Here is a 19,153-nt window from a genome sequence, read left to right on the forward strand (position 1 = left end):
TACATTTAATGGAAAACGGTGAAATCAAGGTTCTTTTGAAAGTTAACTTTAAGTACGTAGATAAAGGAAAAAGATAAAAAAAAAGAAATAGCGCTTACAACAAACTTCGAGTGGTGACAGGCACTCAAACCAAATGTAAAATGAAATAGATGTATACTTACGACTAGGGAGACTACCAAAAATGACGTTTCGATTAGAGTTATATAGAAGCTTGAAAGACCCAGATACAAAATTTCATCAGTTGAAAATTGCGGAAGTAGTACCTATTAGTCTTGGAAAAATCTCTTTCATTTTATTTCTAAGTTTGATTGTCTCTTGTATTCAAGCCTACTTTGCATTGAGTACAGCAAGTCTTTCTCATTTAATAGCCGACTATTCGGCGAGTGAATTTGAATTAGCGAAATTACTAATAGGTTTCGGTGGGATCATAGATGCTATCGTCTCTCCTCTCACCTATCTATTGTTTACAAGTGTTTGGTTTTGGATATTTCTTGATAACGTACGTTTCCGCCAATCATTTGTAGTAAATACAATTAGTGTCTTTATCTTCACGATTGGCAAAGTTATCTTACTCCCCTTTGAAATATGGCTTGGAGTTAATTCAGTCACATCTCCCTTTGCCTTAGGTGTAGTGACACACCTTTTTACGATGAAAGAATACCTGATCTATTTCTTTGGACACCTATCAGTATTTTTACTATGGTCTATAATCATTCAAATTTATGCATTTCAAAGATTAGCTACGAATAGAAAAGTAATCATTGTCCTTGTTACTGTATCTGTACACTTAATAATCATACTATTTGCAGTATTTCTTCAATATTTAGTAAACTTTTTTACTCTTAATTGATTGGTGGGAAAACATTGTGAAAGCTTGGAAAAAATATAGTTTAGTCCTCTTATGTAGCGCCCTCTTTACCGTAAATATCTTTTTAATTATAAATAGCGAAAAGAACATTTCCCGCTTACAAATCATCGATCAACTGACATCACCATTAGAAGTCGATATCGTTCAATCGATTGAAAAGCCAGCTATCATTTCCTCCACAAATGAGAAGCATATCTATTACAATGAAAATCTTGGTTCAATGGGTGAGCTATATGTTGAAGACGAGCAAGAAGTTCAACTTGGTGACCTATTATTTACATACAATAATATCGATTTAGATTCTGCTAAAAGAGAAATCGAATTAAAGATAGAACAAATTGATTTACGTTCTGCTCAATTATCAGCAGAAATTGATTTACTTTATGCCCAACTACTAGAAGAAAGCAACACCCCTACAAGTACAAGCATCACAGAAACCGAAACAAATGAAGAGAAAGTAGATACTAATACGAGGCAGTATGAAAAAGAAATCCTAGAGAAGCAGCATCAAATCGAAGGTCTTCAGTTGGAACGAGGAAACTACCAACAATCTCTTTTGACAGTAAGTGAAAAAGAGCAAGAATTACAGATCACAAGTCCTGTTACAGGCATCGTTAAAGAAATCAGCACAAATAGAAACGAACCATTTATCACAATTTTATCTACCCCTCTAGTAGCTAAAGGAGAGTTAACAGAAACAGAATTACAAGAAACAAATGAAGGAATGAGCGTAGAAGTTTTCTATCATGATGAAGAACCTATTGACAGTTCAATATCACAAATTTCAAACCTCCCTTCACAAGAGCCTACTCTTGAAAAAGAAACAACCTATCCATTTATCGTGGACATCAATAACGAAGAGAATGGATTTAAAGTTGGTTACCATGTAGATGTAAGGATTATTCAAAATGAAATTCCAAATGCGCTAACGGTTCCACCACACTCCTTGCTATCGGAGGAAGAAGAATGTTTCGTATTAGTTGTTCAAGAAGGACACGTTGAAAAAAGAAACATCACTTTAGGGATGGATACGACCAAAATAAAGCAGGTAACAAATGGCCTCGCTACCGCTGATTTACTTGTTGCTGATCCCACTACTATCACCTGGGACAATCCGTTTGTAACTACATTAAAGCTAGAAGAACTAGAAACATCAGCACTTTCATCCTTTAGAAAGCAAGCAATCGCAAAGCTTATGTTACAAGGGTTTGTTCAATAGAATAGTTTTTGAGTCATAACACTTTAGCCCGGTAACGTTTCATTCGTTACCGGGTTAATGATTGTCTTCATAATATCCCCCAAGCCAGAATACAATTTGATACAACCCTAGAAGAGCTTAGGAGGAACTCCCATGCGAAGGCAACGATCGCCATTCATTATCATCATTCCGGTCATTTTCATTGTCGTCTTACTCATTTTTATGCTTATGCCCTCTGAGACGAACCAAGCTAAGAAAGTCGTCAATCAATTTTATAAGTATGAACAAAAAGCTGAATTTGGTTCCTCTTGGGAGCTGTTTCATCCAGAAATGAAAAATAAATTTTCTAAATCAGCTTATATGCAAGATCGGGTTCATACGTTTATGGGGCATTTTGGAGCAGAAACGTTTACCTTTTCGAAAACGAGACCGAAAAAGATCAAAAACTGGAAGATGACGAAGGAATCTGACCCAATCGAAGTATATGAAATTGTTGTAACGAAAGATTATAAGGGGAAATATGGCCATTTCACCTTTGCTCAATATGTATATGTGTCACTAGATGAAGAGCAGCCAAATATTCTTTGGGATTATAAAGAATAATCAGCATCGACAAAAACGCTGACTCTCAATATGTATATTTCACTTTACCATCACTACTGGTGAACAGGAATCGAAATTATACTACTGATCTCCCCGTACTAATAGCCCCTCTTTCCTAGCAAAACACTAAGAAAGAGGAGCTTGAGCTTATATTCCTATGAACCAAACAGGTGATTCAACAAACTTCGGGCAGTGCCAGGCACCTCGTTCACCAACGGATCAAATCCACTAATCCGCGATTCAACTACATCGCCGTCACGAATGACGACTGGACCAGGGGTGCCGGTCAAAATGATGTCTCCGGGAAGTAATGTCATGACTTTAGAGTGAAAGGCGACAAGATATGAAGGATTGTACCTCATATTAGCAACCGTATTCTGATGTGCCACTGTCCCATTTAACACTGTTGAAACTTCTAAAGTAAGGACATCATCGCACTCATCGATCATTAAATAAGGTCCAAAACTGAAAAAGGTATCAAAACTCTTGGCACGCGTTAAGTAGCGTTCGTTTTCGGCATGAATATCCGCCTCGGTCATATCTAAAGCCGCTGTATACCCGAGCACATAGTCACAAGCCTCATCTTCTTCGATATTCGAGCATGTCTTTCCAATGATAATGGCTAGCTCCGCTTCTGCTGTCGTATTGGTTGAGCCTTTTGGAATGCGGATCGCATCTTCCGTTCCAATGATACTTGTATCAGGTTTCATAAAACTAACAGGGTCACAATATATCTCACTTTGATTCGGCCGTTCAGGCAAGTAATTGATTCCGACACCCCAAATTTTCCGTGGGCGTCGATACAACGGGGCAAACTTTGCTTCTTTCAAAGGAATGGTCTCAAACGAGCGTAGACGTTCCGTTCCTCCATCTTTATACCACTTAATAAAATCATCGATATGGCCATCTTCAATCATCCCCAGAAGATCCGTTTTCCACCTTTTCCTCTCGATGATCGTAATTAATTCAATTAAGACAAGTCCACCCTCTGTGGCAACGGCCGCTTTTTCTTGATCATTTACGATTACTGTCGCTAGTTTCATAAACTCCCCCCTGAATTTATCGTTTCTTGCTTCGTTGGTTGTTTAATATGATTTTTCACCCAATCCAATAATCGTAAATCTTGCCCAGGGCCCGCCATGACAGAGAAACCAACCGGAACTCCGTCAATCTCCATTAATGGAAGAGACATCTGCGGAAAACCTGTTAAGCCGCTAATGCATGTCATTTGCAATGTTTTTGTTCGTTGTTCTTCGAGACCTTCTCCTTCTGTCTGTAATAAAGGTGCGACCCCTGGAGAGGTTGGCATCACTAAGATCCCGTCGTCACCAAGTAGCTCAAGCACGCTCTTTTTGAGTTCTGTTCTTTTCAATTGCGCTTGTTCCGCCGCTTCTTTTGTGACAGTACTAGCCCATGTAAATCGATCAGCAATGTCTGGACCAAAGCGTGGATTCACTTCTTCAATCCACTTACCATGAGACTTCCACACACCGTACCCTTGAAGCGTTCGAAACGTAGTGAACCACTCTTGCAAGCCACCATCAGCAAGCGTAATCGCTTTAACCTGGGCAATGGATCGTTCGAATTGCCCGACAAGCGTTACAAACTGCTCCTTTACAGATTCATCTACAAGGGCAAGAATATCTTCTGGAATAATCACTTTTGAAAAAGGTTTCTTATTTTCCTCTTGATCTAGTAATTGGGCACCAACTACATATAACAATTCTGACGTTCTAGCCATCCAGCCAACGGTATCATAGTAGCTTGCTAGCGGAATGACCCCTTCCATCGACACCGTATCATGCGTTGGTCGAAACCCGTAAATCCCGCAATAACTTGACGGAATTCTGACAGACCCTCCTGTATCGGTCCCAATCGCAAAGTCGACAAGCTCGGCTGCGACAGCGACGGCCGAACCACTTGAAGAGCCGCCAGGAATTCTCTCAGGTGCTTTCGGATTCACTGGTGTTCCGTAATGAAAATTTTCGCCATTTAAACTAAACATTAATTCATCTGTATGAGTGGTGCCGACTAACTCTGCTCCTTCATTTAGTAATCTATCTATTACTTTTGCATGAGCGGTGGCAGGAAGATGGGTTTGTTCCCAATCAGGATTGCCAGCTCCCGCCACAAATCCTTTTACATGAAATACATCCTTTGCAGCAAACGACAAACCACTTAACTTCCCTTTATTTGAAGCACCTACCTTTGCATCCTTTTGTTTAAACGCATTCCACTGATCGTTCATTTGAACGCCTCCTCGTTTTAAGTTCAATAAATCTATTTAATCATTTTTCTTTTGTTTACCTGCACAGGTCGAACGGTTATTCCTTTGTCCTGTCGCATTTTTCGTAACTTTAGAGCAACTTGTAATTCTAAACTGCTTTCTGGGTTCTCGAGTTCAATGTTTAATAAGGCGGAAATCTTTTCGATTCGATACACAATCGTATTGTAGTGGGTAAATAATTTATCTGCTGTTGCTCTTATATTTCGGTTTGATTGAAAATACACTTCAAGCGTTTCGATATATTCCTCCCCTTTTTTTTTGTGTCGTTCCAACGGTCCTACTAACTCGTCTAGATAATCATCTACTTCTTTTGTTTGAGGCAACAAATACAATAATCGAAAAAGGTGCAGATCTTTAAATGTAATGATTCGTTCTGGGAACGCAAATTTCTCACTAATCGTTTTTACATTGATCGCACGTTGATAACTGGTCATAATATTTTCCATTAAATGTACCGGATCACCGACACATAATACGTAATTGGGCTGTTGCTTTTTGAAGACGTGAAATTTCTCTAATTCTGTCTGAATTGTTTTAATCGTTTGTTGCAGAAGTGCTTTTGATTTCTCGACCGCAACTAAAACAAATTCACCATGTAACGTTGTACTTAGTAGCTGGCCTGATATCGTACTCGATAAATTTTTCATAAAGTAATGAAACTCTTCTTTCGTTTGAAACCCTTTCTTTTCTTCTGAAGCAATAATGATGACTTGAAACCATTTATTGTGTAAATCTAATTCAAATGAACTCGTTCGGATTTCCAAGTCTCGATTCGTTAATACATCTCCTATGAGCAAATCCTGAATAAATTGGTTCAAATACTTGTGCTCAATTTTCTTTCGAGCAGCTTTATTCGCTAACTCCATGTTTAGCAATGAGCTAACCTTTTCAATCGTTAGACAATCCACTTCTGTTAACTTGTAATTCGTTTCAATACAAGCAATAAAAGGAATATAGCTTAATAAGCCTTCAACCGTTAACGGCGTAGAGTAACAACGAAACGATTCATCTCTCATTTTGATCGTAGCTATCCCAATTCCCGTCTTCGATTCAATGTCTTGAGCAACTTTAAAAACTTCGCCCGAATCTAGCACTTCTTCTAATAAAGGCGCGATAATATTTCCATCTAGGTCATAGACCATAATCGAGTTACCCATTAACTTCTCTAATTGGTAAATCACGTCGCTAATATCATTGCCTTGCATCACTTGGATCGAAAACTCTTGGACGCGGTTATATAACGTGATTAAATGCTCCGATTCCTTATTAAAAATTTCCTCCATGGCGACCCGAACAACATCAGAAAAAATAGCATTTGGGGGAATTTCCACAACTGGGAAATGTAACTCATTTGCTTTCTTAATTAAACTCTCAGGAATAGAAGGAATAAATCTCTTCACCTTAATCCCAATTCCCGCCACATTTTTCTCTTGCAACTTCTCGATTAACAGAGCAAATTCCTCAGGGGTGTCACGAAACGGATAACCATTTGTCATAATGAACTCATCAGCTCTCACCCAATCGAGTATGTCTGGTCCACCAATGATATTGATTCGACTAATCAGTTTATCTGTATTAGTATCGCCAGCAACTACCTCCGACCCTTTCATTGGCGCAAGCTGTAACAGTTCATTAAGACTGAGACCTCTTTTTTCTGCTTCTTCTGTCATTGTCATCCTCTCCTAAAAAAGGCTCTCATCGCGGATTTTGAAAAAGCTAAAAGTCGACTTTTCCTTTGCCTCTTCAATAAGCAGGTTTCAAACTGACTGTCTCATCTCTTTCATAGACTGGCTTCCCGCCCACGACAACGAATTCTCTCGGGGGAGCAGCGGCAACGGCATGTTCCAAATTCATCGCAGACACTAACAGAAAGTCGGCTAAATCGCCGACTTTCGGTACAAGCGATTTCTTCGTTGTAAATTGATACGAATCAAGTAGCTGTTTGTCTTCAATCCAACCGAAGCGCTCGGCCAAACGGCTCGTGCGTTTTAACATATCGCCATCTCCAAAAGGAGACCATGAATCAAGAATATTGTCTGTTCCCAATCTGACATCAACCCCAAGTGTTGCTAGCTTAGGGACATTTGGCATCGGACGATCAATCGGAACATTACTAATAATAGAAACCCCTTGCTCCCTTAACCTCATTCCAAGCTCCATCGACTCAGCTTCTGTAATTTGACCAAGACAGTACGCATGGCCTACAGCTACCTGTCCTTGTAAGTTCGCTTGCTCTGCACAATCAATCATTCGATCAATTGTATAAACACCTAAATGTCCTGGATCATGCAAATGGATATCGACACCTTTGTTAAAGGTAGTCGCAAGTCCAAACACTTCATCCAAACAAGCTTCAATTTTGTGGTCTAACCCACCAGGATCAACAGCACCAACAAGGTCAGCACCAAGTCGCATCGCTTCTCTCATCACCTCACTCGAACCGGAGCGAAGAAGACCTTGCTGCGGAAAAGCCACAATTTCAAATTCCATCTTCCCCTTAAATTCCTCTTTCACTTGCAAGACCGCTTCTAAATGCTTGAGACCAATCATAGGGTCTATGTCTACATGTGTACGAATGTTTGTCGTTCCACAGCTTAACATCAGGTTCAGTAACGTTCGCGCCCGTTCAAGTACACTCCCTTGTAAGCTCGTCAACAATTCCTTTTCACGACGCAAGTGATTCGGCAATGAATCAATCGCTTTACGTGATTTCCACATTTCTCCAATAAAGTGCTTATCCAAATGGCAGTGCATATCAGATAGTGTAGGCATATACAACAACCCGTCTGCATTCCACCCTTTTTCACCCATCGCTAACCTCGTATTGTCTTGTTCTACTTTTGTAAACAACCCGTTTTCTATTTCGAGCCTATATAAATGCGCTCCAATCCGCACTTGTTTCCATTTTATCTTCATTGATCGCGTACCTCCTATATTGAGGCTACTACTGAAAAAGGTTGATTTTCGAGGGCACTGAGCGTAGCTGTTACCGCTTCCTCGATGGACTTTTTCGTGGCCTTGTATCAAGTTGTCATTCTTTCTTCCACGTAACTTGTGACCTGTATGGTTGATTTTGCAACGAGCTTGCCTTTTTTGTACACTCGTTCTCGTTCAGGCCTTGTATATAGCAGTGTTCGTACATCGTTTACAGAACAGACAACTAAGTCGGCATCCGCTCCGATTTTTACGCCATAATGCTGAAAACCAAGAGAAGCCGCGGCGTTAGTTGTCACCATCTCAATTAGTTTCAACGCATCTTGTTCACTTCCCATATGACTCGTTTGTGCCAACAAGAACCCAATGTCAAGCGGATCCGCTGTTCCAAATGGGGTAAAGGCATTTTGAATATTGTTGCTGCCGTACACTACATTCGCTTTGTGATCCAATAGAAGTTGAACCGGCGTTAGTCCTCTTCTTACACACTCGTTATCTCCGCGGCCATTCAAATACAAATCCGTTGCTGGAAGCGAAATAACATGAATCCCAGCTCGAGCAATGTCAGCAGCAATTTCTGCTGCTTGCCCTCTTTCAACAGAACCAAGAGACGTCAAATGGCCGACAGCTACACGATTTTGCATGCCAAACGTTTTCGTGAAACGGATCACATCCAAAATCGCTAATTCTTCCGGTCGATCGGAAAAGTCGACGTGCAAATCAACTGGTTTGTTATGTTTCTCTGCTAAACGAAACACAAAGTCAAGATGCTCTTCTACATCACGGTCGTTATACGTAATCCCGCCGACTACATCCGCCCCCATCACCATCGCCTGCTCCATTAACCGCGCTGTTTGATCATCGTTAAAAATTCCTTCTTGAGGGAATGCCACAATTTGAAGGTCGATGCTATCTTTTACTCGTTCTTTTAACGCAAGCGTCGTTTCTAAACCAACCAACTGACTAATCGGATCAATTTCAACATGGCAACGCATTTTTGTCACACCGCGGTTTACAGCCTGACGAATGACTTGAAGCGAGCGCTTTTCTATATCTACTGCTGTATAGCCATGCTTCAATTCAGTCGTTTTCTCAATCGCATCACGCAACGTCGTCACATCTCCAGGCAACCGATCCAACAAATAAGCTTTGTCCAAGTGAATATGACTTTCGACCAATCCCGGAAGCAATAAGTTCCCACCTAGATCGATGATTTCTTTTGCATCAGTGTGCCTGCCATCATGTTCTTCTATATACGTAATTTTTCCGTTTTTCACACCAATATCGATCAATGTGTTGAATGTCGGATTTTTACAACATGTAAACAATAGATCCATACACTTTCAGCTCTTTTCTAAATAAAAATCTGTTACATAACCAATCCATTTCTCACTTGTTGTTATTGCACCGAAATGTCTTGCGAAGTTTTTGATAGAGGCTTGATATACATCTTCATAGGCACATGTTGTTGCACCTTCAACTAAGACTACATGAAAGTCTTTCTCGTGAGCTGCGCGTGCTGTTGATTCGACACATACATTTGTATTGATCCCGGTTAACACTAACGTTTCAATCTGTAATTCGTTTAAGTAGATTTCTAGATTGTCATTCACAAACGCACTGTAGCGGTGCTTTTGAAACCTTTTCTCATTTTCTTGTGGGATTAGACGGCCATATGGTTGAACACCCCATGTTCCAGCGCGGCAGCTATTAGGGTGATTCCTTGCAACTCTTCGTTGTTTCCAAGCAGCTTCACCGTCATTTTCCTCATTGTGCTCCATCGTGATAAAGACAACTGGAATCTTGCTTTGTCTTGCGTTATCAATCATTTCATAGATCACAGGCTCCAACGCTTGATAACGCGCTACATCAAACCCGGCTTGATCAAATGCACCACCATCTGCGACAAAATCATTTTGCATATCGATGACAAGCAACGCTTGCTTCTGTGTTGTACAAAGCATTTTTGGATCATAGGACATCGTTTTTTCCTCCAGGTACTAAAAGGTAGGGTGTCATAAATGGCCTATTCCACCTTTTTTGACACCCCGATAGCAGACTTTTAAAAACAATAGCCACTGTCCTAAGACATGATGTGCTCGTTACTTATTCTTGAAACTCATTAGTAAAGTATCTTTCGAGCTCATAACGCTCTGAAATTAATTCACTCTCTTCTAAAATATCAAGTGTTCGTTCCATGTTCTCTGGTGACATCCAACCATAAGGAACCCCATCAAAGAGAGCGATCTCCTTTAAGCGTTCAATTTGTCCTTTTGCCGTTTCAACATCTGTTGCCTCTGGAAATAGTTCAGCCGAGATTTCTGCTGCTTCTTGTGTATTTTCAAATGTGTACTCGAACCCTTCATTTAATGCTGCTAAAAAGCGTCGCACTGTATTCGGGTTTTCCTCCATGAACTTCTCATTGCCGATCACTGTTAAACTAGCTAAATCAAATCCGTAATCTGCTAAATAAAGCGGGGTTAACTCCACACCTAGATGCTCTTCAAATATTGGGTACTCATTTGTTGAGAAAATCGCGACAGCTTCCACATCTTTATTTAAGAACAAACTATTTCGAGCTGACGTTTCAACAGGTAGAGCTTTCACTTTTGACTCATCTACCCCGTTGCTCTTTAGAAAATTCGGGAATACGTTCGTTAACGATGATGAAATCGAAATGGAAATACTCTTGCCTTCAAGATCTTTAGGCGTCTCTACAGGTGTATCTGGGTGTGACACAATTAAGAATGGTGAACGACTCATGTAAGAAGCAATCATTTTAATTGGCATTCCTTCCACTAATCCTTGAGCAGGTTCAACCGTTGACGTAATCCCAAACTCTTCCTGTCCTTGAGCGACAGCTTGCATAACTGGGGCAGCACCGTTTCCTTCTAACACTTCAACATTTAAGCCATACTTTTCAAAGAATCCCTTCTCCTTTGTTACAAAAAGTGGGGCAAACTCGCCTTTAAACTTCCAATTTAAACGTAACGTCACATCCGTCGTTTCTGGTTCCCCTAACCCGATCTCATCTGAGGCTGTTTCCGCTGCTGTTTCTGTCTCTGTTTCGGTTGTGCTTGTTGCTTCTGTTGTCGCAGGTTCAGATTCCCCGCACGCTGCTAAAACAACCATCAAAAAGAATGCCAATAACGTCACCTTTAGAACTTTTACCATGTAATTTCCCCCTATTTTTATCGACTAGTTTTGATTACGCTTCTGCCAAAATCCCTTGCGACTTGAAAATCGTTCGTATTTCTTTTACATGTTCATTAAACTCAGGCTGCATTCTTGCTTGGCCATTGCGCGGTCGGTGTAATTGAATCGGTATTTCCTTCAAGATCGACCCAGGGCGTCCTGACATGACAACGACTTTATCCGATAAGAAAATGGCTTCTTCAATGCTGTGAGTAATAAAGATGGTCGTAAAGCCAAATTTGTTAGATAACTTTAATAGGTCATACATCATCTGTTCTCTCGTTAACGCATCGAGCGCTCCAAACGGTTCGTCCATTAACAACAGTTTCGGGTCTTGGATTAAGGCACGGCATATCGAAACACGCTGCCTCATCCCCCCGGATAGTTCATGAGGATATTTATCTTCAAACCCTTTTAATCCAACGGATTCTAATAACTCTAATGCTTTTGAACGATTCGTTTGGTGATTTTTCCTGTGAAACCATGTAATTCCCTTCACTTCTAAAGGAAACAACACATTTTCAAGAATCGTCCGCCAAGCAAGCAGTACATCTTTTTGAAACACAACAGCTGACCCTTCCGCTATTTTTTTCAAAGGGGTATCGTTGATTAACACCTCTCCCCTAGAGGGTTTCTCTAACCCAGCGATAATTCTCATGATCGTACTTTTTCCACATCCACTTGGACCAACAACTGATAAAAATTCGCCCGCTTCAACGGAGAGATTAATATTTTGTAACGCTTGAACCTCACCCGTTTTCGTTTTAAAAACTTTCCCTACGTTCGTTAAGTCAAGTTTCGTTGTCAACTTATTTACCCCCTTTCAGCTTTCGTTGAGTTATACCAAGGCATGACTAGTCTCTCGACAACGTGTACAGCAAAGAATAAAAGCATTCCAACAAGCGCTAATGCGAGTAGCGTCGCAAACACCATCACTGTATCTAACCGATTATTAGCAGTTAACTGTAAGTAACCAAGCCCTCGCTCGGAGGCAACAAATTCACCAACAATAGCCCCGACGACAGCAAGCGTAATTCCTACTTTGAATCCACCAAAAAGATGTGGCAATGCATTAGGCAAGCGTAAGTAATAAAAGATTTTCCATTCAGAAATACCAATCGAGCGACCAAGATCATGCATATCACTATCAAGGGAACGGAAGCCTACAACAGAATTAATGACAATGGGGAAAAAGGAAATTAAACTTGCTAGCAGGACCTTCGTAGCTAATCCATAGCCAAACCAAATGACAAGAATTGGTGCTACTGAAACCATCGGAATACACTGGATTGCAATTAAGATTGGGTAAAAAGACGTTGCTAAATACCTTGAATAGACAATCGAAATGGCCAGTGGAATTCCAACAAGTAAACTTAATCCAAATCCTAACAGGACTTCTGATAACGTTGTTAGAGAGTGACTGAAAATCATGCTAAACTCTGTAATAAATTTCGTTACAATGGCCAAAGGGGAAGGAAGAATATAGCTAGGTATATTTAAGAGAACCGTAAGCATTTGCCAAAGCAACCCTAACCCTATCAACGTGAGTACTGACCACACATACTGTGGAACTTCTATTTTTCGTTTCGTAATCGTTGTCTGTGCCTGATTGATCCTTTCCACTTTTAACTTTGTTGATTCCATACATACTCCCCCTTACATTTTTACTTAACGGATTGCTCAATTAATTGCGGCAGTGGCGCCTCAGCTAGTAATTCTGTATTTGTTTTTCCTTGGTATGATAGATTCAAAGAAAGCTCTTTTAGTTGTTGTTTCACTCGTTCATTTTCTGGTTCTGCGTTCAACCAACCAATCAACTGATCAATTTCTTCAGCCTCGTAAAAACGTGAAACATAAGCAAGAAGCTGACCATATTGCAGCATATTGCCGCTTCCTAACGGGTTAAAATAATCTCTCAAATTATCCGAACCTAACTGAATGGGTACACCGGCATTTGCTAACTCTTTCACTCTCGTAAGCGACCGTGTTGCAATTGCCGTTGGACATGTCGTTACCGTCATCCCTGACTGGGCAACAGCTTCAATTGTTTCCATCACTTGCTTGTCATCAACATTTGCTAATGAACAACAATGGATCGCTGTGACTTTATTCTTCAACTCTCTCTCCGTTGTTACCTTTGCTAAATAAGGCAAGTGAAAGTCATCAACTCTCCCCGTTTCATCTGTATGAAACTCAATCCAATCAAGATCGCCTTCACAAGCAATGTCCATAATCGTATCGATATGTTTTCTTCCGTCTTTATCCATGCTCGTATGGCCACCAACACCATTGACGCCCATACTCATTGCCTCGCGAAGTAAGATTTCCGTTTCTGGAAACCGATCAAATCCTTCTTGATTAAAGGCGATCAGATCAATAACCATCCGGTCCTTCCATTCTTGCTGCACTTCAAGCAGTGCCTCCACTGCACGTAATTCATACAGTGGATCAACATCAACATGCGTTCGTACATACGCTGTACCGTACTGGTGCATTTTTTCAAGTGCTAACGAAGCAGTTAATTTAATTTCACTTTTGGTCATCAAGACTTTCGCATCCCTTGTCCACTTCGCTCGTGTTGGTGCTGGTTCATCCTTATACGTGTACGGTGGTATTAAGAAGCCTTTATCAATATGTGCGTGATAATTTTTCCAACCAGAATAGTTCATGAACATTCCCCCTTAATTAACTCGTACAACTGGTGCGATTAAATTGGCTCCTTGAGGTCCTTGATGTTCAGAACCGGCTGAGCATAAAATACGTGTTTCCCCAACATAACTACCAACAACTGCATTCGCTGCAGCCTTTGCAAGAATCCCAGCATGCATCGCTAATGCATCAGTGTGCATCGTGTGCCTTCTGCCACGAACCGTTGGAATCGCATCAGCCCCTGCATTCACAAACACATTGACGACTCGTTCTTGCTGTTCTGGCGTTAAAAAGGAATCCGTTTTGAGCCCTGCATCAACGAACGCTTCTTGCAGTCCGTTTAAATCAAGTGCATCCTGCATCACACCTGCACCAATGTAACAATCACTTGTGGACTGTGATGAGTTCCCCATAACAATAACTCTTGCAGCTACTTGCTCTTGTCCTGCAGATACAGATGTTTTGTTCGAGTAAAGAGAGTGATCCTTGTTTAAGCTATCTTCTGTAATGTCTTCTCGATCAACTTCTTGTAAGGCAACAGCTGCTCCTAATGCTGACGCCGCTTTGGCAAGACTGCCTCCCACTCCCCATGGACACTTCACTTCAATGCATTTCACATCATCCAACGATTCAATTCCAGCATCAGCCATCGCTTGATTGACCGCTTCTGTCACTAAATCGACTTGTGCCAATGTCCCAATTTCATCCTTTTGAAGAATAGAAGTGGAAGCAACCCCAAACGCAAATCTTTTTTCAGAAGTCGTTCCTTCGGTTTCTCCGTCCTCACTTTTTATAAATAACGTATAGTGTGGTGTCATCAATCCACCCGTTTTTCCAATCATCATCATTGGAATGGTGTCAAAGACTTGTTGCTTGCTTATGTATAATCGCTCTGAGAGCAGATCCAAAAACGCTAACGTAGCATATCCTCTTGAATATCCATCTCCCTCCGTCTGAGCAATAATTGCCTTAATGTCAGAGGCGTTAACCTGTTCCTCGTCTAATAGTTTTTCTAATGAAGAAACATCTCCCGGATGATCCATATCACAGCGAACTAATTGATAATTCATTTGCCGAACCCCTTTTCTAAAACATTTCGTTTTTTGTATAACTAAATCTTAGCATTCAGAAAAGAGAGAGTAATTGTGGTATCTTCACAGTAAATCCGAAAAGTTTTTGGTGAATATTCCTAATTTTAAACACGCTCGTAAGATTCTTTCTACAATCTCGTTACATTATCTATCTATCAACATCTCAACTAGCATTCATCTATAGAGGAACCACACGTAGTAAAACTGACTTTTTTTCAATTTAAAATAAAAAAAAATGTATCATGGATGTAAAATAAGATTAGAGCGGCTATCTTAACTAGCCGACATTAGTTAGATTGAATCCTTCAACGATCATCCGCCTCACACCTAACAAGGAAGCTAAGATACTGCCTTACGAATGGAAACACAAAAAAATCACCCTACTATTTATTAGAGTGATTTTTAGTCTGTAATTGTTTTTATCCAATTCAAAAAGGTTATTCCTTTCGAGAGAGTTCTCATCTAAAATGGAAAAACAAGCGCTTGTTAAACAACTTTTAACACCCTTCTACGACCCTATAATCTTGTTCATAGCTAGGTTTCTTCACGTTATGGTGGACTTGCCTAAGAAGTGAGAATTCATTCGTTTTGAGCGGTCTCATGTGACAGATTTTGTTTCTGATGTTGATTGTTTTTTGTAGGAGAACATATTTTTCTTTTGAGGTATAAAGTAGATTATGCATCTCGACGATGTTGATGAGGCTCCCGTAAGATTGCATTTTGGCCTGATATCTAGGGGACAACCGTTCCTCGATGAGTTGCTTCAAGTGGGTTTCGATGTCATAAATGAAAGCAAAGGCTTGTAGGTGGTGGATTTTGTTTAGGTCCATGTATAACCTCCTTATGATATTTGTATAATCCTTTTTCTGCGTAAAACGGATATTTCCCTTCTTTTTGGAAATTTTCCAATGAAACATTATATTACATTTGTGTACATACCCCCATGTCTATATATATGGGGGTAATTGCAAAAAAATTCTGGATAACCCCAGATTTGGCTACCCAGATACCGTTCTTATTCGAACAACCCATCCACGACTCTCCCTACATCCCCCAGTAGACCATTCTCGACAAAAACCGAGTGGTACCAGGCACCCGCATAGATGTTTACTCCCGTTCCTTTGTGGTAATAGAAAATAAAGGTGTATTATTAGTGAATAACGATGATGAGATAAACATATTTATTGGCAAACAAGAAATTCTATAAAGATAAATAAAAAAGTTATTATACGATAGGGGGATTAGGATGGAACTCATTCCTGACGACATGTTAGCTTCTCTAATACCCTTGCTCCTTAGCATTTTGCTCAGTGGACTTATAGGGTTTGAAAGGGAAATAAAAAATCATCCTGCAGGATTACGTACGCATATATTAGTCGGGTTAGGCGCTTGTTTATTAATGCTTCTGTCTCTTAATGGGTTTTCTAGTTTTATTGAAAGTCATCAAGACACAGCAAGAGTCGATCCAGGCAGAATCCCTTCCTATGTAATAAGTGGGATCGGTTTCTTAGGAGCTGGAACCATTCTTGTTCAAGGTGGTCTGAGTGTGAAAGGCTTAACGACAGCTGCATCGATTTGGATTGTTGCTGGAATAGGACTCGTCGTAGGGGCTGGCATGTATTTTGAAGCAATCGTCACTACACTGATTGTCTTAATCGTTTTATTTACTTTAAATCAGCTTGAAACGAAAATCCTTCATAAGCAAGTTGAAACTGTCTTACTTACGGTAAACGTAGAAAAAAGTGATCAAACCTTTACTGAAATTTATACTCTTTTAAATGAACAATCGCTAACAATCCTAGAGACAAAAATGGAAAATATTAACGAGATCGAATCGACATATTCATTTTTACTGAAGGAAACGAAGACAATGAATCAAACAAAACTAATTGAAAAGCTCCAATTGTTAAAAAAGATAAAGAAGGTATCAGTCGTAAGAAAACAGTTATAATCATTTGCTCTTTATAAGGTAACTGTCTGTGCTGACGCGAGGTGACTGCTTCACTTTTACTAATAATGGAAAAACCCCTTTGTAGAAGACTTGTTTGTTTAAGAAAGCAAAACAAGGTCAACACCTTCTACAATAGGAGTTTGTTTAAGAATATAATACAAATCCGTCAATGAACAGGCACCACCAAATGAATGTACACTTTAATGCATCAACGCATTGGGGTTAAGCAAGATCAAACACGCATCCTATACTTCCTCACCTTATACAAAAGACTCTGGCGTGATATTCCTAACCATTCAGCGGCTTGGGCTTTGTTTCCTTCTGCCTTTGTCCATACATGTTCAATTAGCTTTTTAGCAGCATTTTATCTAATTCACGTACTTGATCATATGATTGTACTAGTTCACTAGGGATCAATGTTCTTCCATATTCCCAAGCATTCGTTTCTATTTTAGATTTAAGCTGTTGTTGTTCGTCTACATCACCATACATGAGGATTCTTAAATCATGTTTGTTTTTCTTGAAATCTAAATAATATCCGATCGCATGATAAAGAATCATTTTCACAAGGTCTTTATCTGTCTCTTTCACTTTAAAGTTAATTTTCGCGATATATCCGTTAACTTGTATGTAATTAAACTTGATCGTATGTGTCGATACATTATAACTCATAGGTTCAGATAGATGATTGTTAAATTCAACACTCATATCTAAGTTGTGCTCATGTAAAGTCTCTTTTATGATCTCCTCAATATCTCGTATATAAAGCATGCTACTGATCACCTCCCCTTTCAGTCTTTATTTCATTGGCATGGTTAGATGTCTTAGTCACGTGACTAGTTTATAACAAAATGAACAAATTTCTTGTTTTTTGTCCATAAAAAAGAGCGTCCCATTGTTATTTTTGGGTCACTCTCTAGCAATATGTTTATAACCGCAATTTCTTTCGATAATTAATAGAATAAGCCTCTACTTACCTTGAGATCGTTGAAAGATATGACTTCGGTCAAAAACCTCTAGAGATGAGTCAGGAGCAGTATGAACAAGCTCCTCTTCCCTATTATATTCAGAAAGAGCTCGTTTCCCAAATGGTTTATCCTTTATATGAACTAAAAACTCTGGTGACTCTTCTGCTGAAGTTGCTGATTTCATACCAGATAACCAAGTCTCTAGTTTATAAGTTCCTCTTCCAATAATTTGGCATAGATCTTCAAGGGACTCGATCAACCCAATTAGACAATCTAAACCATTCTCTAACATCATAAGACCTATTTCATTTGCTTTTTGAACCGAGTGTTCCAACCTGTACAGATTTTCCTGATATTCAAATTCAATATAACAACTAATGCGATCATAATTGTAATTATACTCCTCAATTTTCAAACGCCTCATAACCCTTTTAAGCCTTCTTTCACACTGATCTGGCTCTTTCTTTGTCATCCATTTAAACATACCTCTCACCATCCCTCTAAATTCTGTCAATTTTCTTCATACCGTTCTCTTCATACCCTTGAGTTCTACAAAATGAGCTAATTCCCTTTTACAATCGTTTTACATTTGTCGACTTTTTTCACAAATGAAACTTTTTACATAATAAGACGAACGAAATACCATGACTGGAGCACTAAATTTTTTTGCTAGTTTTCTCAATCCCTTTTTCTTAATTACAGTGGCCTTGAAGCAATGAGCGTAGCCGTTGCCATTGGTGTGAGAAGTGTCTCACACCTTAAAGCCCGCTATGAGTGGGTTTCTCAATCCGCGGGCGCGCAACGTGTGGAGCCATTGCCGCTTCCTCGATGGTCTTTTTCAGTGGCCTCCGTATTTAGGTATGTACCTGCTTTATCTACTTGTTTTAAAGACAGTAAATGATTTAAAATCATAAAAAAACCCCTGCAAAGATCTCTCTTCACAAGGGCTTTACCTAGGTTGGTTGTCCTGTTCTCACTTCACATGCGCCAGATAGAGGCAACTAAGCTGCAAGTTCTTTCTCTGTTTTCGGAATCAGGTAAACAACCACATTCCTGATTTCCCATAAACATCAGACCCTTTCCTAATCAATAACTCCATGTGGACTGATGATTCGTTCCCCCTTGCTCTATGATGATAAAATTGTCTATTCCAATCAATATTATGACTAAAGCAATTAGCATATCCCGTTTATATGGAAGGGAGTCTAAATTAAAGCCATGACTTTACCTTAATTCCTTATGCCGCCAATAACAAAGTGTTTCCTCTATTTCAATGTAAATTCATAAAAAAGAAAGCAGATGAATTCATCTGCTTTCTCCTTTAGCACTATCAAAAATGCGGGTGAAGGGAGTCGAACCCCCACGTCATAAGACACTAGATCCTAAGTCTAGCGCGTCTGCCAATTCCG

General features: G+C 39.8%; 18 protein-coding genes. 4 read left to right on the forward strand and 14 right to left on the reverse strand.

Features of this window, described 5'->3' with window-relative positions:
- Positions 1–181 precede the first annotated feature (181 nt).
- The 3 genes from SLH51_RS21025 (at position 182) to SLH51_RS21035 (ending at position 2,669) form a co-directional block, all read left to right on the forward strand.
- Complete coding sequence (locus tag SLH51_RS21025; RefSeq protein ID WP_335963478.1) at positions 182–850, forward strand: hypothetical protein; 669 nt, start codon at positions 182–184, stop codon at positions 848–850.
- 16 nt (positions 851–866) lie between these two features.
- Positions 867–2,087 carry an efflux RND transporter periplasmic adaptor subunit gene (locus SLH51_RS21030; protein WP_335963479.1) on the forward strand — a complete coding sequence of 407 codons (1,221 nt, stop codon included), beginning with the start codon at positions 867–869 and terminating at the stop codon, positions 2,085–2,087.
- A gap of 132 nt (positions 2,088–2,219) precedes the next feature.
- A complete protein-coding gene (locus SLH51_RS21035) occupies positions 2,220–2,669 on the forward strand; it encodes a hypothetical protein (RefSeq protein WP_335963480.1) in 450 nt (149 codons plus the stop codon).
- 155 nt (positions 2,670–2,824) lie between these two features.
- Here SLH51_RS21035 and SLH51_RS21040 read toward each other — a convergent pair whose 3' ends face one another.
- The 11 genes from SLH51_RS21040 to SLH51_RS21090 form a co-directional block, all read right to left on the reverse strand.
- Positions 2,825–3,712 (reverse strand): fumarylacetoacetate hydrolase family protein, encoded by an 888-nt coding sequence (locus tag SLH51_RS21040; RefSeq protein ID WP_335963481.1) that lies wholly within the window; start codon positions 3,710–3,712, stop codon positions 2,825–2,827.
- Entirely contained in the window at positions 3,709–4,917 is a 1,209-nt protein-coding gene (locus SLH51_RS21045; protein WP_335963482.1) for an amidase, read from the reverse strand. Before SLH51_RS21045 ends, SLH51_RS21040 begins: the two co-directional genes overlap by 4 nt.
- 32 nt (positions 4,918–4,949) lie before the next feature.
- Positions 4,950–6,626 (reverse strand): PucR family transcriptional regulator, encoded by a 1,677-nt coding sequence (locus SLH51_RS21050; RefSeq protein ID WP_335963483.1) that lies wholly within the window; start codon positions 6,624–6,626, stop codon positions 4,950–4,952.
- A gap of 73 nt (positions 6,627–6,699) precedes the next feature.
- A complete protein-coding gene (locus SLH51_RS21055) occupies positions 6,700–7,872 on the reverse strand; it encodes an amidohydrolase family protein (RefSeq protein ID WP_335963484.1) in 1,173 nt (390 codons plus the stop codon).
- A gap of 107 nt (positions 7,873–7,979) precedes the next feature.
- Complete coding sequence (locus SLH51_RS21060) at positions 7,980–9,227, reverse strand: amidohydrolase family protein (protein ID WP_335963485.1); 1,248 nt, start codon at positions 9,225–9,227, stop codon at positions 7,980–7,982.
- A 6-nt stretch (positions 9,228–9,233) separates the two neighbouring features.
- On the reverse strand, positions 9,234–9,872 hold the full coding sequence (locus tag SLH51_RS21065; protein WP_335963486.1) for a cysteine hydrolase family protein: 639 nt from the start codon (positions 9,870–9,872) through the stop codon (positions 9,234–9,236).
- Positions 9,873–9,996: 124 nt separating this feature from the next.
- Positions 9,997–11,064 (reverse strand): ABC transporter substrate-binding protein, encoded by a 1,068-nt coding sequence (locus SLH51_RS21070; RefSeq protein ID WP_335963487.1) that lies wholly within the window; start codon positions 11,062–11,064, stop codon positions 9,997–9,999.
- Between the two features lie 34 nt (positions 11,065–11,098).
- Entirely contained in the window at positions 11,099–11,893 is a 795-nt protein-coding gene (locus SLH51_RS21075; protein ID WP_335963488.1) for an ABC transporter ATP-binding protein, read from the reverse strand.
- 5 nt (positions 11,894–11,898) lie between these two features.
- On the reverse strand, positions 11,899–12,729 hold the full coding sequence (locus tag SLH51_RS21080; RefSeq protein ID WP_335963489.1) for an ABC transporter permease: 831 nt from the start codon (positions 12,727–12,729) through the stop codon (positions 11,899–11,901).
- A 20-nt stretch (positions 12,730–12,749) separates the two neighbouring features.
- Complete coding sequence (locus SLH51_RS21085) at positions 12,750–13,754, reverse strand: amidohydrolase family protein (protein ID WP_335963490.1); 1,005 nt, start codon at positions 13,752–13,754, stop codon at positions 12,750–12,752.
- Between the two features lie 12 nt (positions 13,755–13,766).
- Positions 13,767–14,804, reverse strand: coding sequence for a ring-opening amidohydrolase (locus tag SLH51_RS21090; RefSeq protein ID WP_335963492.1), 1,038 nt, complete (start codon positions 14,802–14,804; stop codon positions 13,767–13,769).
- Between the two features lie 1,267 nt (positions 14,805–16,071).
- Here SLH51_RS21090 and SLH51_RS21095 point away from each other — a divergent pair.
- Positions 16,072–16,776, forward strand: coding sequence for an MgtC/SapB family protein (locus tag SLH51_RS21095; protein WP_335963493.1), 705 nt, complete (start codon positions 16,072–16,074; stop codon positions 16,774–16,776).
- Between the two features lie 232 nt (positions 16,777–17,008).
- On the opposite strand, the gene SLH51_RS24555 is transcribed toward SLH51_RS21095, so the two are convergent.
- From SLH51_RS24555 to SLH51_RS21105, 3 genes are all read right to left on the reverse strand, one after another.
- Complete coding sequence (locus tag SLH51_RS24555) at positions 17,009–17,122, reverse strand: helix-turn-helix domain-containing protein (RefSeq protein ID WP_390183753.1); 114 nt, start codon at positions 17,120–17,122, stop codon at positions 17,009–17,011.
- Positions 17,122–17,547: a hypothetical protein gene (locus SLH51_RS21100; protein WP_335963494.1), complete on the reverse strand. Its 426-nt coding sequence runs from the start codon at positions 17,545–17,547 to the stop codon at positions 17,122–17,124. The genes SLH51_RS24555 and SLH51_RS21100 overlap by 1 nt, the downstream gene beginning before the upstream one ends.
- Before the next feature lie 198 nt (positions 17,548–17,745).
- A complete protein-coding gene (locus SLH51_RS21105) occupies positions 17,746–18,228 on the reverse strand; it encodes a hypothetical protein (RefSeq protein WP_335963495.1) in 483 nt (160 codons plus the stop codon).
- Positions 18,229–19,153: the final 925 nt, after the last annotated feature.

The sequence above is a fragment of the Halalkalibacter kiskunsagensis genome (assembly GCF_037027555.1).
Lineage (GTDB): Bacteria > Bacillota > Bacilli > Bacillales > Bacillaceae_D > Halalkalibacter > Halalkalibacter kiskunsagensis.